At 53.6% G+C, this 17,278-nt stretch carries 17 protein-coding genes and 1 tRNA gene; 4 read left to right on the top strand and 14 right to left on the bottom strand.

The features are described 5' to 3' along the window. Nucleotides 1–15: 15 nt before the first annotated feature. From DX909_RS29840 to DX909_RS00300, 5 genes are all read right to left on the bottom strand, one after another. The gene (locus DX909_RS29840) at nt 16–252 is read right to left on the bottom strand and encodes a hypothetical protein (RefSeq protein ID WP_229310880.1); all 237 of its coding nucleotides are present in this window, start codon (nt 250–252) and stop codon (nt 16–18) included. Between the two features lie 433 nt (nt 253–685). Continuing rightward, complete coding sequence (locus DX909_RS00315; protein WP_128543055.1) at nt 686–1,021, bottom strand: helix-turn-helix domain-containing protein; 336 nt, start codon at nt 1,019–1,021, stop codon at nt 686–688. A gap of 92 nt (nt 1,022–1,113) precedes the next feature. Continuing rightward, entirely contained in the window at nt 1,114–1,905 is a 792-nt protein-coding gene (locus DX909_RS00310) for an RteC domain-containing protein (RefSeq protein ID WP_164851153.1), read from the bottom strand. A gap of 159 nt (nt 1,906–2,064) precedes the next feature. Further along, entirely contained in the window at nt 2,065–3,396 is a 1,332-nt protein-coding gene (locus tag DX909_RS00305; RefSeq protein ID WP_128543053.1) for a site-specific integrase, read from the bottom strand. A 182-nt stretch (nt 3,397–3,578) separates the two neighbouring features. Next, nucleotides 3,579–3,651 (bottom strand) — tRNA-Thr (locus DX909_RS00300). Nucleotides 3,652–3,777: 126 nt separating this feature from the next. Here DX909_RS00300 and DX909_RS00295 point away from each other — a divergent pair. After that, nucleotides 3,778–5,766, top strand: a complete 1,989-nt coding sequence (locus tag DX909_RS00295; protein ID WP_128543052.1) for an ABC-F family ATP-binding cassette domain-containing protein — start codon at nt 3,778–3,780, stop codon at nt 5,764–5,766. Nucleotides 5,767–5,768: 2 nt separating this feature from the next. On the opposite strand, the gene DX909_RS00290 is transcribed toward DX909_RS00295, so the two are convergent. Then, nucleotides 5,769–6,569, bottom strand: a complete 801-nt coding sequence (locus tag DX909_RS00290) for a DUF3667 domain-containing protein (protein ID WP_128543051.1) — start codon at nt 6,567–6,569, stop codon at nt 5,769–5,771. A 58-nt stretch (nt 6,570–6,627) separates the two neighbouring features. Then, complete coding sequence (locus tag DX909_RS00285; protein WP_128543050.1) at nt 6,628–7,551, bottom strand: bestrophin family protein; 924 nt, start codon at nt 7,549–7,551, stop codon at nt 6,628–6,630. A gap of 96 nt (nt 7,552–7,647) precedes the next feature. Between DX909_RS00285 and DX909_RS00280 the strand changes: the two genes are divergently transcribed. Continuing rightward, on the top strand, nt 7,648–8,979 hold the full coding sequence (locus DX909_RS00280; protein ID WP_128543049.1) for a type IX secretion system plug protein: 1,332 nt from the start codon (nt 7,648–7,650) through the stop codon (nt 8,977–8,979). Between the two features lie 18 nt (nt 8,980–8,997). Here the strand turns inward: DX909_RS00280 and DX909_RS00275 are convergent, their stop codons facing one another. The 5 genes from DX909_RS00275 to DX909_RS00255 form a co-directional block, all read right to left on the bottom strand. Beyond that, nucleotides 8,998–9,648, bottom strand: coding sequence for a hypothetical protein (locus DX909_RS00275; protein ID WP_128543048.1), 651 nt, complete (start codon nt 9,646–9,648; stop codon nt 8,998–9,000). A gap of 24 nt (nt 9,649–9,672) precedes the next feature. Next, nucleotides 9,673–10,446, bottom strand: a complete 774-nt coding sequence (locus tag DX909_RS00270) for a LytR/AlgR family response regulator transcription factor (RefSeq protein ID WP_128543047.1) — start codon at nt 10,444–10,446, stop codon at nt 9,673–9,675. Continuing rightward, on the bottom strand, nt 10,443–11,480 hold the full coding sequence (locus DX909_RS00265; protein ID WP_128543046.1) for a sensor histidine kinase: 1,038 nt from the start codon (nt 11,478–11,480) through the stop codon (nt 10,443–10,445). The genes DX909_RS00270 and DX909_RS00265 overlap by 4 nt, the downstream gene beginning before the upstream one ends. 323 nt (nt 11,481–11,803) lie before the next feature. After that, on the bottom strand, nt 11,804–12,907 hold the full coding sequence (gene ychF, locus DX909_RS00260; RefSeq protein ID WP_128543045.1) for a redox-regulated ATPase YchF: 1,104 nt from the start codon (nt 12,905–12,907) through the stop codon (nt 11,804–11,806). A gap of 137 nt (nt 12,908–13,044) precedes the next feature. Next, nucleotides 13,045–13,368 (bottom strand): DUF3276 family protein, encoded by a 324-nt coding sequence (locus tag DX909_RS00255; protein ID WP_128543044.1) that lies wholly within the window; start codon nt 13,366–13,368, stop codon nt 13,045–13,047. A 270-nt stretch (nt 13,369–13,638) separates the two neighbouring features. Between DX909_RS00255 and DX909_RS00250 the strand changes: the two genes are divergently transcribed. Beyond that, on the top strand, nt 13,639–14,085 hold the full coding sequence (locus DX909_RS00250) for a septal ring lytic transglycosylase RlpA family protein (RefSeq protein WP_128543043.1): 447 nt from the start codon (nt 13,639–13,641) through the stop codon (nt 14,083–14,085). 121 nt (nt 14,086–14,206) lie between these two features. After that, the gene (locus DX909_RS00245) at nt 14,207–15,118 is read left to right on the top strand and encodes a DUF58 domain-containing protein (RefSeq protein ID WP_128543042.1); all 912 of its coding nucleotides are present in this window, start codon (nt 14,207–14,209) and stop codon (nt 15,116–15,118) included. Between the two features lie 40 nt (nt 15,119–15,158). On the opposite strand, the gene DX909_RS00240 is transcribed toward DX909_RS00245, so the two are convergent. Continuing rightward, nucleotides 15,159–15,692 carry a hypothetical protein gene (locus DX909_RS00240; RefSeq protein WP_128543041.1) on the bottom strand — a complete coding sequence of 178 codons (534 nt, stop codon included), beginning with the start codon at nt 15,690–15,692 and terminating at the stop codon, nt 15,159–15,161. A 95-nt stretch (nt 15,693–15,787) separates the two neighbouring features. Beyond that, nucleotides 15,788–17,224, bottom strand: coding sequence for a TlpA family protein disulfide reductase (locus DX909_RS00235; RefSeq protein ID WP_128543040.1), 1,437 nt, complete (start codon nt 17,222–17,224; stop codon nt 15,788–15,790). Between the last annotated feature and the right edge of the window lie 54 nt (nt 17,225–17,278).

The following is a 17,278-nucleotide window of genomic DNA, read 5'->3' as shown; positions in this document are numbered from 1 at the left end:
TACATGAGGAAAGATTTAAAGAAGCCCCCGGCCTACAATGGACGCTACAAAGGCGGCCCGGTCTTTAGGGAATGGATAATAAGCCGGGAAGTAGCGGAGAGTCATACGCCCGGCATCGGTCGAGAATTGAACGATAACCCCGTTGCGGACTTTACTACCTCCCTGCCCGAACGTTACCACATTACCGATGTAAACGCCCGCGTAGTCGGTCCGTTGCAGCCCGGTAAAGAACGTAATCTTTCGTGCTGACATTTTACCCGTACCTGTTTCCTTTTTCTTGGTTTCGGGACCACGTAGGATAAATTCGGCGTCTATGTTGTCATTAAATCGCCGTTCCTCAACAATCAATTCACGCGGAACCTTGCAAAACCCCGGCTCACATTCTTTGACAATGTACCGGCCCCGGTCAACATCAAGCCGGTACGTCAGATGGTGGGAGGTAGGTAGATACGTCATTGGTTCCGGCCCTCCCTAGCCTCATCAATAGTATCCATTAATTTTTGAAACACTTCTCTTGTCTTTGCTTGTTCAAGCCGCAAAATCATTACCCGCTCGGGGTCACTCGTTTGAGTTATCTCATTTTCGTATTCACTGCATGCCTGTAATAGTGCCTTTAGTGTTACGCCAACTTCAGAAATACGGGTGTATTTGGTATGATGCTGGTCAGATAGGTTTAAAACCATATTCATAAACCTTGGCCCTCCCTGGCCTTACTGGGTTTAAACCGGCGCGGTTGTTTGAGCGCGGCCAATACATCCGTTTTTTGGTAGCGTACGCGCCCGTTGATTTTGCGTGGAACTAGTACGGCCGGGCGGTCGTCGGTATCCGTTGCCCAATCGTGCAAGGTGGTTAGGCTCACTTGCAGAACGTCGGCTGTTTGTCGGCGCGTCAACAGTTCAGGAAGGTCGAATCCTTCGGGGGCGGGCGGGGTATAATTCGCTAGCTCAGAGCGAACCGCCTTTTGTACCAGTTCGGTCAACTGGTCGGGTGTAATCTGGATTTGTGTTACTGTGCCGTACATGGCCGTATCTGATTTGGTACGGCCCAAAGTTGGCAGGAACAGTTCTGTTCAGAGTTATACTATAACTTTGACTATAACCAAGTATAATTAAATCACTTACTACCTATGTATTGTTCCACCAATTCAGATAGGGAGGTAATAAACGTTATACCATCTTCAGAAGCCTTAAAAGAGTCTTTACGCGCCTGCATTAATTGCTTTGGATTACTTATAGACATTCCAAACAGTGAACCTAGTTGGTTGGCTAGCATATCTATGGTCACCGGTTTGTTTGTTGTATTATCAATAATTCTTTGTGACTTTGCTAATGCCCAGACCAGTTCTGCAAAATCCGTTTTACTCCCTCTCCACTTAAATTTTGTGTTTGGCCTCTGAGACAGTGCTACTTGTATGGCTTCTGCATTAAAAGTTGATAACAAGTGGTTAGTTCGTTCAGATTCGCTAAAATATATATCTATTATTTCGTGAATTGTAAAGTAGGCCCGCTCCCATATATTTTCGGAAGATGCTTCATTTGCGTAATGCCTAATTCGCTCAAAGACGTAAATATCAGCATCGGGTACTATTTTACTTAAATGCGATAGGTCTGTATTTTGATATACACCTAAAGTGTCCCATAGCATAAACACCTGACTGTGGATTTTATTGATTACCTGAAACTGTTCAGTTCTTTTATTATTATTCAAATAGTTAGTAGCTAATTCATTTTTAAATAGATCTAGTAGATCATCATCGTCCAAACGCTCTAGACTCATAATTGAACTTTTCGCCTTTTTCACATAGACTTCAATCTCATAAGGAGAAGAAATTAAGTCGCTATTATTTCTTATTAAATAATCAATTCCATTGATTGCTCTCCTTAACAAATTACTGACTGTGATCATAGTAGAAAACATAGGTCCTACCCTGGTTTGGTCATTGGTTAATAATTCCTTAACCCCGATGGTCAGTCGGTTTTCAGCAGTGGCTCAATGGTCAGCGTTTTAGTTTGCCCCTGTGAATATGTATTTAGCCGATATGCCTTGCATAGCCGTTTGTTTGGTTTAATACGAATTACCCGCTACAAGTACAGCCGAGCCGTTAAAGTGTGGATGTTCGAGCATCAATAGTGCGTTTTGCTCCGATGAAATTTTGATGTACCGTAAAAACACAGCCTCCGAGCGGTGCCCGGTAATCTTCATAATAGCAACGGTCGGAACCTTTGCCAAATACGCATTGGTGGCAAAAGACCGGCGGGCGGTGTGAGTTGTTACCATCTCACACTTTTCAATGTAACGCGTTTCCTTCCTGCCTCCTTTGGTCCGGCTCACCTCTACAGAGTCTGTCAGCCCGGCACATCGGCACAACTCTTTCAGATAATCGTTCATTTTCTGGTTTGTAATCGTGCGCGGGGGAATACCTTCGTATTTGTTGAGGATAGAAAGGACTTTAGGGTTGAGGGGTATAGAAACTCGTTCAGAGGTTTTGAGCGTCTTACGCGTCAGGATACGCCCGTTGTGGGTAATATTTTCAGGTCGTAACTCTGAGAAGTCGGAAAACCGAAGGCCAGTGTAACAGCCAATCAGAAACAGGTCACGAACCCGGTCTAGTCGGGCGTTAGCGGATAGGTCGAGGTTGTAGAGTCTTGTTAATTCCTCATCGGTGAGGTACACATTATCTACGTCCTCCACCAACTTTTTAAAATCCCGATGCTGATAAACGTTATTGCTGTGCAGTCCGTCGGCATGAGCCTGTTTCAACATTACTTTAAGGTCTTTGAGCAATGTACCAACGTAATTGAGCGTCAGGCCACGGCCGGTTAACCAAAGTTTGAAGGCGTGGTAATAATCGAGTGAAAAGTCATTGTAATCAATGCCGTTACGGGTTTCGGCCTGGTAGCGCTCTAGGATTCGTTTTAACTTCATGTACCCGGCCAATGTGTAACGGGCATACCGCATACTTTTTGAGTTTAGCCGTTTTCCGGCCTCAGCCTCTTTCACAAACCGCTCAATGTATTCAGTAAACGATTCCGTTTTTTCCTCAACTACTTTGACTTTTTTGGCCCGGCCTAACTCTGTGTCGAGGTGCTGTTTGATCGTTTCATTGTCAAAAGGGATTTGAGCCAGTTGCAGCGCGTTCAATACCTTTTTCGTGGCAGACCGCCAACGGTCGAGGTGAGCGTTAATTGTTTCAAACGGTTCACGAGCGGCCCGGCTCTTTTGATTGGTGTACGCCCGTTGGTTGGAAATGTCCCACTGGTAAGGTTCAATCGTGAGGCCGGTAGAAGTCTTGAACCGGGCGTTATCGTAGCGGAAAACAAGGTTAATGAGCGTTGGCCGGTCGGCGCGGGCGTCTTTGAGTAAGAACTTAATGTCCTTATCCGATATGGTTTTCATTGGTAAACTTGGTTTGGTCAGTTCCAAGTTACAAATATTCTAAATACGGGGGACGGAATAGGGGACGGATTTACTTGATTATTCCGTACTTCTTTCGATAAAGTCCGATAAAGCAAAAAGGGCTAATCAGTTGATTTTGAGGTTTTACGCTCGAAAACTGATTAACCCTTATCTGAAAAATGAGCCTCCTACGGGATTCGAACCTGCGACCTACGCATTACGAATGCGTCGCTCTACCAGCTGAGCTAAGGAGGCTTTTTTCGGCATTTTTGCCTTCCAGACCTGAGCCGGGATAACTGCCTGCCAAATTGTGGGTGCAAATATAACGGGTTCGTAATAATTCATGCAAGCAAACGGGACAATTTTGCGTAAATTTGCGGTATGATTTCCATTACCAACCTCTCCTATTATCTCGGCAGCCGGCCGTTGTACGAAAATGCGTCCCTGCACATCAAACCGGGTCAGAAAATCGGCCTCATCGGTCTTAACGGAACCGGTAAATCGACCCTGCTCCGGCTCATCATCGGTGAATACCAGACCGACGGGGGCACCATCTCCAAAGCCGGCGACGTCACCCTGGGTTTCCTGAATCAGGACCTGCTCTCGTACCAGACCGACGACTCGATCCTGTCCGTGGCCATGCAGGCCTTCGAACGGCAGAACGTCCTGCAACGGCGTATCGATAGTCTGCTGCACGAAATGGAGGTTAACTACCGCGACGAACTGATCGATAAGCTCGCCAGGGCTCAGGACGAATTTGCCGCCCTCGACGGCTATACCATCCAGTCGAAAGCGGAGGAAATCCTCGAAGGGCTCGGCTTCTCCACCGACGACCTCCACAAACCCCTGCGGCAGTTTTCCGGCGGCTGGCGGATGCGCGTCATGCTCGCCAAACTGCTCCTTCAGCGCCCCTCGCTGCTGATGCTCGACGAACCGACCAACCACCTGGACCTTCCCTCCATCCAGTGGGTTGAAAAATACATCCAGAACTACGAAGGTGCCGTCATGGTGGTCTCCCACGACCGCGAATTCCTCGACAACGTCGTCGATACGATCGTGGAAGTGTCGGGCGCCAAACTGAATTACTATCCCGGTAATTACTCGTTCTACGTGGAAGAAAAATCCCTGCGGAACGAAATTCAGCAGGGGGCCTACGAAAACCAGCAGGCCAAAATCCGGCAGACCGAGCGTTTCATCGAACGCTTCAAGGCCAAGGCCACCAAGGCCAAACAGGCCCAGAGCCGCATGAAAATGCTGTCCAGGATGGAACTGGTCGACGCGGTAATCGACGAGAATGCCCGGGTCAACTTCCGGTTCAACTTCTCGACCCAGCCGGGCCGCCACATCCTGCACCTGGAAGACGCCACCAAAGCCTACGGCGAAAAGAAAATCCTGACCCACGCCAACGCCCGGCTCGAACGGGGCGACAAGGTGGCGCTCATCGGGGCTAACGGACGCGGAAAGTCCACGCTGCTGCGGATTATCGCCGGCACCGAACCCATTCAGGGCCAGCGTCGTCTGGGCCATAACGTCTCGTTCAGTTTCTATGCCCAGCACCAGCTGGAGTCGCTGAACGTCGAGGACAACATGCTGGAGGAACTGAAAAGCTCCAACCCGACCAAGTCCGAATCCGAACTGCGGACGGTATTGGGCTGCTTCCTGTTTTCGGGCGACGACGTCTTCAAAAAAATCAAGGTGCTGTCCGGGGGAGAGAAATCCCGCGTGGCGCTGGCGAAAGTGCTGCTGTCACAGGCCAACTTCCTGCTGCTCGACGAACCGACCAACCACCTCGATATGCAGTCGGTGAATATCCTCATCCAGGCGCTGGAGCAGTACGAAGGGACGTATGTGGTCGTTTCGCACGACCGGTATTTCGTCTCGCAGATCGCCAACAAAATCTGGTACATCGAAGACGAGCAGATCAAGGAATACCCCGGCACCTATGAGGAGTATGAGTGGTGGATGGAGGAACGGAAGGCCGAAAAGCCGAACGGAACCTCTTCCGGCGCCAATACCGGCTCCTCCAACGGAAAACCGGCCGCCCTGAACGGCAACGGCACCCCGGTCAACGGGCAGAAAACCAACGGCCAGAGCCGCAGCGCCACCGACGACGAACGGAAGGAATGGCAGCGTGCTCTGAAAAAAGCCACCCAGCAGGCCGGCGAAACCGAACAGCAGATCGCTGACCTGGAGAAGTCCAAAAAGCGGCTCGAAGCCGAAATGGCCGAACCCGCCCTGATGGCCGACAGCCGGAAACTTCAGGAAAAAACCGCCGAATACCAGCGGCTTTCGGCAAAGCTGAACGACCTGCAGGAGCAGTGGGAAGAAGCCATGCTCGAAGCCGAGGAACTGGAAAAGAAACTGGCCTGAAATCAGCCGAAGCGGATATAAAGGTACATAGCCGCAAACGACACGACCGCCCAGGTCATCAGGGCCGCCAGCGTGGCCAGGGCGACGCGGAACACGGATTTGGGTCGGTTCGGGGGCAGAAACTGATAATAGGCGAAGGTAATATAGACCAGCTGAAACAGAATCTGCGTACCGGCGAAGGCGTTTGCATTAGGGAAAAGCGGCCGTAAGGGGGTGAAAACCAGCGAGGTGATGAGGGAGTAATACCCGGTAAAGAACACTTGGGCCACCAGATGTTCGGCGTAGTTGACGCCCGACCGGAAGAACAGCAGCCAGAAGGTCAGCGTCACGATCGGAATCGCCAGGAAAATGATCACGTTGCCCCGCTTTTCCAGAAACTGCTGGGAGGTCCGGATCCGTTCGGCTACTTTCAGCTTCTGCTGCCGTTCCTGCTCCGTCCGGTATTCCCGACCGGCGGCCTGACCGACCGGATCGCTGCTCCGGGTGTAGGGATGAACGATGGAATTGACGAAAATGGTCAGGCCCACGATCAGCACGAGAAACGTGAAAGGATTGAAGTACTTCTTTCGTTTTCCTTCCAGAATATACTCACGGGCCACAACCCCCGGCCGAATTGTAAGCTCCTTCACCAAATGGATAACCCCTTTGTCGGCGTGGGTCAGGGCGTGAAATACCTCATGAAAGATATGATGGAGGTTGAAACGATGGAGGTGGGTCGTCTGCCCGCAGGCCGGGCAGTAGTTGTATTCACTTTCCAGGCCGGTGCGGCAGTTGGGACATTGTTTCACTAAGGTCAGACTCATCGTTTTACGGTTTCAGGGCACCTCCGCAAAATAACGGTTTCCTCCGAGATCCAAAAACTCAGGAAACTGAAGCTGAAGAAGTTGACTGGACCGGGGGCGAGACGGCAAGAAGCTGACCGACGGAAATCCGGATGTTCTCACAGATGGTTTCGGCGGGAAGGTCGTTGGCGTCGAGGCCGAACGGGTCTTCGATTTCTTCGGCGATCACCTCCAGGCTGGCCAGCACGTAGAAGATGAACACGCAGAACGGGATCACGAAATAATGCAGGTTGAAGACGTATCCGATCGGGAGCGTCAGGCAGTAGGTCAGGATAAACTTTTTCAGAAAGGCGCTGTAGGAGTAGGGGATGGGCGTTTTATGAATTCGCTCGCAGGCCCCGCAGACGTCCATCAGGCTCTGAAGTTCGCTATTCAGAAAAAGCAGGTGTTCGGGCAGCAGCACGCCCCGTCGCTGGAGGTCGAATACCCGGGCGGTCAGAGCCGCGGCAATCTGGGCCGGAACGTGTTCCTGTGGTTTGAGATCGCCCAGCCGAAACCCGGGGCTTTCCGTAAACTCACGCTCGAGGAAGTGGCTGCGCAGATGGTTTTTCATCGCAAAGGCAAAATTCGGGATCATCGCCCTGAAAAAGGCCCGCTCGGCCGTGGCCGTTGCGTCGAGCAGGGAGTCGATCTTGAGGGCCAGGTTGCGGCTGTTGTTGACCAGCGCCCCCCATTGCCGGCGGCCTTCCCACCAGCGGTCGTAGGCGGTATTGGTCCGGAAAACCAGCAGCATCGAGATGACGAAACCCAACAGGGAGTGCATCAGGGAGACGTTCCGGAGGTCGGAATTGTCTTTCATGTGAAATACCTCCAGAATGATGAAGGCGATGGCCGACGTATAAACGCCCATGCCGATCAGGAACGGCAGCAGCTTTCGAACCGTATCCGCCTTCGGGAAAGAAATCAGAAACCGAAGCCACTCTTTCGGGTTGTAATTGATCATGATCGTATCGGACTGGCGGCTAAACCACCGGAAGTATACGGATGAAATACATAATTGTATACCGGCTTCCCTGTATTTTCGTTTTAATACCTGATTATGTACCATTTCAGACTGGCTTTTTATCTCCTGAAGGTTGGGGTGCTTCTCGGCTTGACGGCCCTGTCCGCCCGGGCCCAGAACCAGCCGGCCGAAGACCGGATTTTCGACGCGTCCATCAAAACCGTCCTGCTGTACCCGCTGCTCGGCAGCGACCTCACCGACCCGGCCCTGACGCTCAACCCGCCCGTGATCGACCAGGCGGCCGGCACGCAGCTGGTGCTGGAATTCGACGATCTGACGGCCAATTACCGCCCCTTCCGGGCCAAATTCGTACACTGTAATGCCGACTGGCGGCAGTCCGTCCTGAACGATATCGAGTTTACCTACGAATACAACGACTTTCCGATTCAGGATTACCAGATCTCCCTCAACACGAAGGTGCCGTATTATCATTACCGGTATGCGCTGCCGAAACTGAAGCTGCCGGGAAATTACGTGCTGGTGGTGTATAATGAGCGGAATCCGAGGGAGGTCTTTTTCAGCCGGCGGTTCATGGTCTATAATAACCGGGTGACGGTTGCGCCGACGGTTCAGTTCGCCAACGACCCGCAGCTGCGGTTCACGGCCCAGCAGGTCGACTTCGACATCAGCTACCGGGGGTACCAGCTCATCGCTCCGCAGGAAGACCTCAAAATCGTGATCCGCCAGAACTTCCGCGACGACCTCGTCATCACGGGCCTGCGCCCGACCAACCTCCGCGCTTTCGACAACCTGCTCGAATACCGCCTGTTCGATCTCAAAAATACCTTTCCCGGCGGCAACGAATACCGGTATTTCGACATCCGGACGGTGATTTCGCGCGGAAACTACGTGGAGCGGGTGGTCCGGCGTGATGAAGGCAACTCGGCTTTTGTGCAGACCGACGGGCCCCGGAGCGTGGGCGCCTACGTCCAGACCGATGACTTCAACGGTATGAACGTGATCGACATTCTCGAAACCCACGTGGGCGCCACCCAGGCCGATTATATCAATACCGTGTTCACTCTGCGGATGGACGAAATTCCGAACGCGGAGGTGTATGTCAACGGCGGGTTTCAGTTCTGGCGGCTCGACGACCGGAACCGGATGACCTTCAAACCCGACCTTCGGGCCTATCAGGTCGAAATACCGCTGAAGCAGGGCGTTTACAACTATAATTATTCCGTGAAAGGCATCGCCCCGCCGGTGACGCGCTCGGGCCTGAAAACCGACGGAAACGAAATCCTGATCGAAGGGACTTATTCGACGACGGAGAACGATTACGAGATCTTCGTCTACCACCGCCCCCCGGCCTCCCGCGCCGACCAGCTGATCGGTTACCGGCGGTTCGGTATCAACAAACGGCGGTAACCGTACCGAAAGACCGGCTTATTCCGAAATCCGCCCGGCGCGCACCTCCACCACCGGCGGTCGGTGGTCCGAACCCTCCAGGAGCCGGCTTCCCAGCCAGCCCAGCAGGCTTAGCGTGAGGGTGTCGCCGGCCAGCAGGCAGGCATCGATCTCCATGGCGTTGCCCAGCCAGAACAGTAACCCGCAGGCCATCAGCAGAATACCGGCAAAGCCCGGCAGGCTGCGCTCCCGCAGGACTCCCGCACCCAGCACGACCAGCCCGACCGGAAACTGGAGCGAACCCAGAAACAGGCTGGCCGCAATGCCCGGACTTCTTCCGAAAGCCTGCTCGGCCACCAGCGGGAATCCGTTCTGACCCACTTCCAGCACCGAACTGAGCCGCATGATTCTGAAGAGGCTGGCCGCGCCCATGCTGCCGATCACCACCAGGGCGGTTCCGATCAGGCCCAGCCAGTCCGCCCGACCGCGCAGCCAGTAGTGGGACAGGCCGAGGAGGGCCGGGATGAAAAGCAGGTGGCCGACCCACCGCCAGAGGGAGAAGGCAAACGGAAAATCGCCGATGACGTAGTAACTGTCGCCGACGAGCTGGGCGACCGGGGCCGCAATCAGGCAGAGGCCGACCAGAACCTGCCGGCGCCGTTGGGGAGAGAGGTGAGTTGTCATGTTCATTCGTATTTGTATGTATGGCTGCGTTTATTTCCCCATCCAGATTTTGAAGTCGGTGGCCCGCTCCCGGCTGACGAGGAGTTCGGCTTCGGCGGCCGGCTGCAGGGTGAGCTTCAGCTTGTGGTTGAAATAGCTGTGGATGGTCTGGACGGATTTGATATGGACGATGAACTGCCGGTTGGCCCGGAAAAAGAGTTTGGGCGGAACCAGTTCTTCCAGTTCGTCGAGGGTGTAATCCACTACATACCGCTCATTTTTCCAGGTTTTCAGGAACGTCAGTCGGTCGAGGTAGCAGAAATAGGCAATGTCGGTGACTTCGACGGACACGTAGCGGGAGCCGGTTTTAACCAGAAAGCGGTCGCGGTATTCTTTTCTGGGCTGCGCCAGTTCGCGGATAAGTTGCTCGATGCGGCCCGAAGCCGGTTCGGCGGGCGTGGCAAACTGCCGTTTCAGATCGTTCAGCTTATCCAGGCTGGCTCTCAGTTCTTCCCGTTTGATGGGTTTCAGGAGGTAGTCGATGCTGTTGACCCGGAAGGCGCGGATGGCAAACTCGTCGTAGGAAGTGGTGAATACCACCGGGCTTTGCACCCGGACGCGGTTGAAAATCTCGAAGCTCTGGCCATCGGCCAGTTCGATGTCCATCAGGATCAGGTCCGGTGCCGGGTGGGTTTCGAGCCAGCGGGTTGAGTCGGCGATGCTGTCGGTGATGCCGGCCACCCGGGCGGCCGGTTCCACTTCCGAAAGCAGTTTCTGCAGCCGTTCGACGGCCAGTTCTTCGTCTTCGACAATCAGCACGTTCATGCGGTCAGGGGGTTTAGGAGCGGCAGGCTCACGGTAAAGAATCCGTCGGCGTCGGTGATGCTGACGTCGGCCTGATTGAGCAGCTGGAACTTGGAAAGAATATTGTTCAACCCCATACGGCTGGAGGCCACGGCCTGTTCCCGGCGCTGGAGGTTGTTCCGGACCGTCAGCCGGGGAGGCCCGCCGGCCGGTCCGCCTTCGGTGATCAGTTCGATGGTCAGCGGGCGTGAGGTCGAGATGACGTTGTGTTTGACGGCATTCTCGATCAGCAACTGGAGCGTGAGCGAGGGCAGCCGGTGTTCCTGCAGGCCCGGGTCAATCCGGAGCGTCAGCAGGATACCGGAGCCGAAGCGGGTTTTCAGCAGGTGAAAGTAGGAGTGCAGAAAGCCCAGTTCCTGCCGCAGGGTGCTCAGTTCCTTTTCGTTCGTCTGGAGCAGGTAGCGATACACCGACGAGAGTTCTTCCACGAAACGCTCGGCCCGTTCGGGCGAGGTCGAAATCAGGGATAGGAGCGAGTTGAGGCTGTTGAACAGAAAATGCGGGTTGACCTGGCTTTTCAGCGAATCCAGCTGACTTTGCAGGTGCGCTTTCTTCAGTTCCTCCTGTTCCCGCTCCATCCGGCGCAGTTCCCCGAACGTATACATGATTTCGTGGGCGCCCACGACCAGACCGGAGAAGAAGAACGAAGGTCCGAACTGTCCCGCAAAAACGGCTAACAGCGTCTCCCGCCCGGTCAGTCCCTGATAAAGCAGGAACAGGATGCCCCCGACCACCATCCCGGCCAGACCGCAGGCCAGCAGCGTCACGGAGAGCCGGATCACCAGCTGTGCATGCCGGGGCAGGCGCCGGCGGAAGAAATGCAGAATCAGCCGGATGACTTCCCAGTGCAGTACGACCCAGACCAGGCTTTGCAGGTTGGCTTCGATCAGCGTCCAGTCGAGAGGCCGGAGGTAATACTGATTGCCGAGCCAGCTCGCCACCATGAACAGCGGAATGCCGATGAGTCTCAGTTGTTTTTCGTAGGAATTCGCCATACCGGGTCCCCGAATGTTACCGGGTAAGGCGAATTTCAGCAAATAAAACCGAACCCGGACTGCCCCGGTGTTCGAACCGGCCGGAAAGCGGGTTAAAATGATTACCCGACTGTTTGAAACGGCACCGGTTATGGCAGCAAAACCTTCAGGATTTCATCGCGGCACCTTTCGGCTTTTCCGGCGAACGGCCCCTCCGTCAACAGGTGTAATTCAGGCCCATGCCGTGGATGAGGTAACCGGAAAAGACGGTTACCCGGCGTTTCGTCTCCTGCATACCCCGGCCGGAGGGAAGCCGGTTTTCGGAGCCGGGAAGGCCGTGGGCGTTACACGTTGAACCGGAAGTGCATGATGTCGCCGTCTTCCACGACGTACTCCTTGCCTTCGACGGCCATTCTACCGGCATCCTTGATGGCGGCTTCGGTTTTATACTGAACGTAGTCGGGCAGTTTGATCACCTCGGCCCGGATGAAGCCTTTCTCGAAATCGGAGTGAATGACGCCGGCGGCCTGCGGGGCTTTCCAGCCGCGCTGAATGGTCCAGGCCCGCACTTCCTTGACACCCGCCGTAAAGTAGGTGATGAGGTTGAGCAGACGGTAAGAGGCTTTAATGAGCTGATCCAGACCGGATTCCTTCAGGCCGTACTCTTCCAGGAACAGCTGCCGCTCGTCGGGGTCTTCCATTTCCGAAATCTGGGCTTCGATGGCCGCGCAGATGACCACCACTTCGGCGCCTTCGGCTTTGGCGATTTCCTTCAGTTTGTCGGAATAGGCGTTGCCGTCGGGAAGTGATTTTTCGTCGACGTTGGCGACGTAGATGACCGGTTTGACGGTCAGGAGCTGAAGTTCGCCGACGGCGGCCATCCGTTCTTCGGGCGTGGCCTCCACGGTGCGGGCGTTGCGGCCGTCTTCCAGCGCGTTTTTATAGCGGAGCAGGATTTCGAGTTCGGCCTTCGCTTTGGCGTCACCGCTGGTGCGGGCGGCTTTCTCGATGCGCTGAAGCTTCCGGTCGACCGATTCCAGGTCTTTGAGCTGGAGTTCGGTATCGATGATGTCCTTATCGAAACTCGGGTTGACGCGGCCTTCGACATGGACGATGTTGTCGTCTTCGAAGCAGCGGATGACGTGAACGACGGCGTCGACTTCCCGGATGTTGGCCAGAAACTTGTTACCGAGGCCCTGCCCCTGGCTGGCCCCTTTCACCAGACCGGCGATGTCGACGAATTCGATGATGGTCGGCACGACTTTCTGGGGTTTGACCAGGCCTTCGAGGGTGTCGAGCCGCTCGTCCGGGACGGTTACGACGCCGACGTTGGGATCTATGGTACAGAACGGGTAGTTGGCGGCTTCGGCCTTTCCGCTCGATATGGCATTAAACAAAGTGGACTTCCCGACGTTGGGCAGCCCGACAATACCGCATTGTAAACTCATTTTGAAATGATAAAAGCGTTGCTGAACGAGGCACGCGCTCGTTCTCAACGGCAAAGTTCGCCCTTCGGGCGGTGAAAAACAAAAAAGCCTCCGAGGCAATCAGAGGCTGAAGATCAGCTGGAAGCACCCATCGGGGGCTAATCCCATTTCAGTTCGCTGCCGCCAATGTCTTCCAGTTCATCTTTAGCCGTAAACTGTGAGAAGTCAAATTCCGGCATCAGTTCCGTTTTAACGTACTGGATGGTTTCCTGAAGGGCTTCGGAAAATTTGTCGAAATCTTCTTTGTAGAGGAACATTTTGTGTTTCTCGTAAATGAAACCATCGCCCTGCGGATGCCGGCGGCTTTCGGTGATGGTCAGATAATAATCGTTGGCGCGGGTGGATTTGACGTCAAAGAAGTAGGTTCGTTTTCCAGCTCTGACGCGCTTGGAAAAGATTTTTTCTTTCTCTTTTTCTTCCACAATCGGTGATTGGTTTGAGGTGATTCAAACGCTAAAATAAGCGGATTAGTATAACAAGCAAAAACTTTGCCTGAAATAAATTTTCATACCCTATGGTCTGGAATTAGACGAAATAAGGAGAATCTTATAATAAATTGAGGAAACATATTGCCTCTTTCCCGGTTACCGTTATCTTTGTAGTAAAGGGATTGGAAAATCCTGAGTCGAGGTGGGGCGTAAGTGTCTGGCGCTCAGCCTCGTTTTTTGTTTTACCACCAAACCTAAAACTGTATGAGTGTAATCGTGTCTATCATGCTGCTCCTGAGCAGCATGAAACCAACGGAGACCCATTCGGGTCTCATACAGAAAGGCAAGGCTTCTTTCTACTCCAAGCGGTTTCATGGAAAAAAGACCTCGTCAGGAGAACGTTATCAGAACGACGAACTGACGGCTGCCCACCTCTCACTACCCATGAATACCATGGTCGAAGTGACCAATTTAGCCAACAACCAATCGGTGGTCGTCCGGATCAACGACCGGGGCCCCCACGGAAAAGGTCGAATCATCGATCTGGCCTATTCGGCCGCCAAAACCATCGGGATGTTGAAATCCGGAGTTGCCAACGTGGCGATTCGGGTGGTTGGACGGGCGCGTTCCGTAGCGGAACAGGAAACCGCCGTCTTGTTTCCGACCAACACCCAGTTGATGCCCATGCTCACGCCCGTTAGCAACAATTAAGCGTAGCAAACGTTTTCGTATCGCGGTCTTTCTCCCGCACACCCGGCGCATTTCAGGCACAGAATAAATTTGATGCCCCGGTTGTGTGATCAGAAAGTCCGCGATACTTATTTTAATCCCTATGGCAACACAAGTCGATCTGCACAGAGTCCGTGAATTCGGAAATGTCGAATTCCTGGCCCGTCAGCTGGTGGAGGGGTTCATCACCGGTCTGCACAAGTCTCCCTTTCACGGCTTTTCGGTCGAATTTGCCGAACACCGGCTTTACAACACCGGCGAAAGCACCCGGTACATCGACTGGAAGGTGTATGCCAAGTCGGAGCGGCTGTTCGTCAAGCGGTTCGAGGAAGAAACCAACCTGCGCTGCCACCTGCTGCTCGATACCTCATCGACGATGTATTACCCCGAACCGGGCTACGGAAAGATTACCTTCAGCATCCTGGCCGCAGCCTGTCTGTCCTACCTGCTTCAGCGGCAGAAGGACGCCGTCAGCCTGACGACCTTTTCCGAGGCAGTGGAGGTGCAGACCCAGACCAAATCGACGCCCTCGCACGTCCATAAGATATTTCAGCAGCTCAACAACCTGCTCCAGCAGCCCCGGCCCCTGCGCAGGACGTCGGCGGCCGAGGTGATTCACCAGCTGGCGGAGAAGATCAACAAGCGGTCGCTGGTGATCATTTTCAGCGATATGTTCGAGAATGTCTCCGAGGTCGACCACCTCTTTTCGGCCCTCCAGCACCTGCGCCACAACCTGCACGAGGTGCTGCTGTTTCACGTCACCGATAAGAAAACGGAGGAAGAATTCTCCTTCGACGAGCGGCCCTACGAGTTCATCGACCTCGAAACCGGCGAAAAGGTGAAAGTGCAGCCCAACCAGGTCCGCGATTCCTACCGGCAGGCCGTCCGTACCTTCTACCAGGAGCTGAAAATCCGCTGCGGCCAATACCGCATCGACTTCATCGAAGCCGACATCGCCAAAGGCTTCGACCAGATTTTGACGAGCTACCTCGTGAAGCGCACCAAGATGCGGTGAGTGTTTATTTTAATCTTCCGATTTTAGGGTAGAAAAGAAACTATTTATTGGGTCTGATGGGAACCATGCCCCAACTTATATACTCTTCCGGTAACAGGTAAGGACTAATTACCGGGCATTTCAAATGCTCTTTAATGGCTTTCTCAAGGAGATAAAGACCCCTAAAGCTGATTATTGATTTCTCGTTAATCATAAAATTAACGTAAACGACCTCTCCGGATCTGTTTAGAAACAGGACGATGCCAAGCATTTCCCCATGTCTACTTAAATCCCCTGTTCTGAATTTTAAGGAGTTTTCTATCAAAGTGTTAATTATAGGTCCATGCTCTTTCATGCATCCGCTCAACCGACTGATGGCCGAAGCGTTTGTTGTTATTTCTTCAGGTTCTAATTTCTTGTTCTTTAGGTTGGATATATAGAGATTAGAGTGGAAACCGGCCACTGATTCTACCTTATATCGTTCATTCAGAATTTTGATTATCCCCTTTTTCTCTTCAGGCTTTTGGCAAAATAGTTTCTGGGAAGCAACAAGGGAAAAGGCAGCTAATAATATCAACTCACATTGGGCCGTCATCGCATAGATTTATAAAGTGAGTGGATCAAAAATCAAAAGGCTCTTGATTTAATCTTAACAATTAAATCAAGAGCCTTTTGATAATCCGGGAGTAACTACTTCCCCTTCACGCTTGCTTTGGCGGCCGGTCCCGGGGCGGGCTTTTTGGCGGCCTGCTGGCGGAGCAGGAAGTCGAAATAGCCGTCGAGATCCTCGACGGGCAGCCGCCGGGCCAGGATCTTTTTGTTGCGGTCGAGGAGGTATACGGTCGGGGTGGAGTAGACGTCGTACTGGTTCTTGTAATCGACCGGTGAGCTGGGCCCGTAGACGTTCACCAGATTCTGGAGCCTGAACTCCCGGATAAATTTCTTCCAGACTTCCGGCGTCTTGCCGATCGCGACGGCGTAGACCTGCACACCCTTCGCCTTGTTGGCCTCATAGAACTTTTTCAGCCTGGGTGCCGATTCCCGGCAATGGCTGCACTCCGGGTCATAGAAGAAGGCCACCGTATATTCCGCCTTCAGATCGTGCAGCGCCCGCCAGCGGCCCAGGGTATCCTGGAGCGAAACGTTCGGCAGGGTTTTTCCGGCCAGCAGCGGCTTCAGGACCTTCACGCGCTCGCGGATACCCTTCAGCGTTGCCGTGTCGCTCACCGGCATGATGCCTGTCAGCCAGTATTTTTCGGCCATGTGGATAAACACGGCGTCGGTGTTCAGGACTTTCTTCTGCTCCTCATACTGGTTGGTGATGTACCAGATCGTATACTGGAGAATGTCCTTGTTGGCTTTGGCTTTCCCGACCAGATAGTCGGCCGCCGGGATGATCGAGTCGGGAGTCTGGACGGTCAGTTCCTTCAGATACCGGTCCAGTTTCTTCTGCAGGAACGGCGTCCGCAGCAGGCGCTCGTCGGTGAAGTCGAAGCCGTCGAAGTAGTGACTTTTGTAGTAATTGAACACGAAATTCGAGTCGGGGCGGCCATTGGCTAATTTCGGCGCTTCGGGTATTTCGGGTTCGTCGGCGGCCCGAAAGAGCTTGACGGTCAGCGTTCCCGCGTTTTTTTCCATAAAATCCTTCCGGAAGGCGTCCACCTCCCGGCGAAGGACGGCTATTTTCTCCTGACCGCCGGGTTGCTGTTGCAGGCTGCCCATTTCCCCGTATTTTTTACTCAGGAATCGCTGGTAATCGTAAAAAGTGGTATTCTCGCGGGAACCCGTCACCTGCATGGAGCCGACCACATCGACGGTATCGGTCTGAACGGAAAACTGCTGTTCCCCGATCACCAGTTCCAGCACCGGTTTGTTGTTGACCACCACCATATACAGTCCTTCGGGCAGCGCCTTCGGCCCGTCGAAGACGAACAGATCCTGGGCGTCGGCTTTAGCCGTGTCGCGGGGAATGTACTGCGTGGGGCCGTAGAAATGGGCCAGATAAGCCGTCTTGTTGGCAAGCCCTTTGATACGAATGTTAATTTTGTGGCCTTCGGACGATTGTGCCCACAGCGTCGGGACGGCAAGGAGCAGCAGGAGGGCCGCAAAACAGAATCGGCGGGTCATGAGCGTATAGGTTGGTGAACCGGAATCAGAATTGCAAAATTAATAGATATAACG

Origin of the sequence: Larkinella soli (genome assembly GCF_003703975.1) — a bacterium.
Classification (GTDB): Bacteria; Bacteroidota; Bacteroidia; order Cytophagales; family Spirosomataceae; genus Larkinella; species Larkinella soli.
The sequence above is the reverse complement of the archived record's forward strand: the minus strand, read 5'-3'. Positions and strand labels throughout refer to the sequence as shown.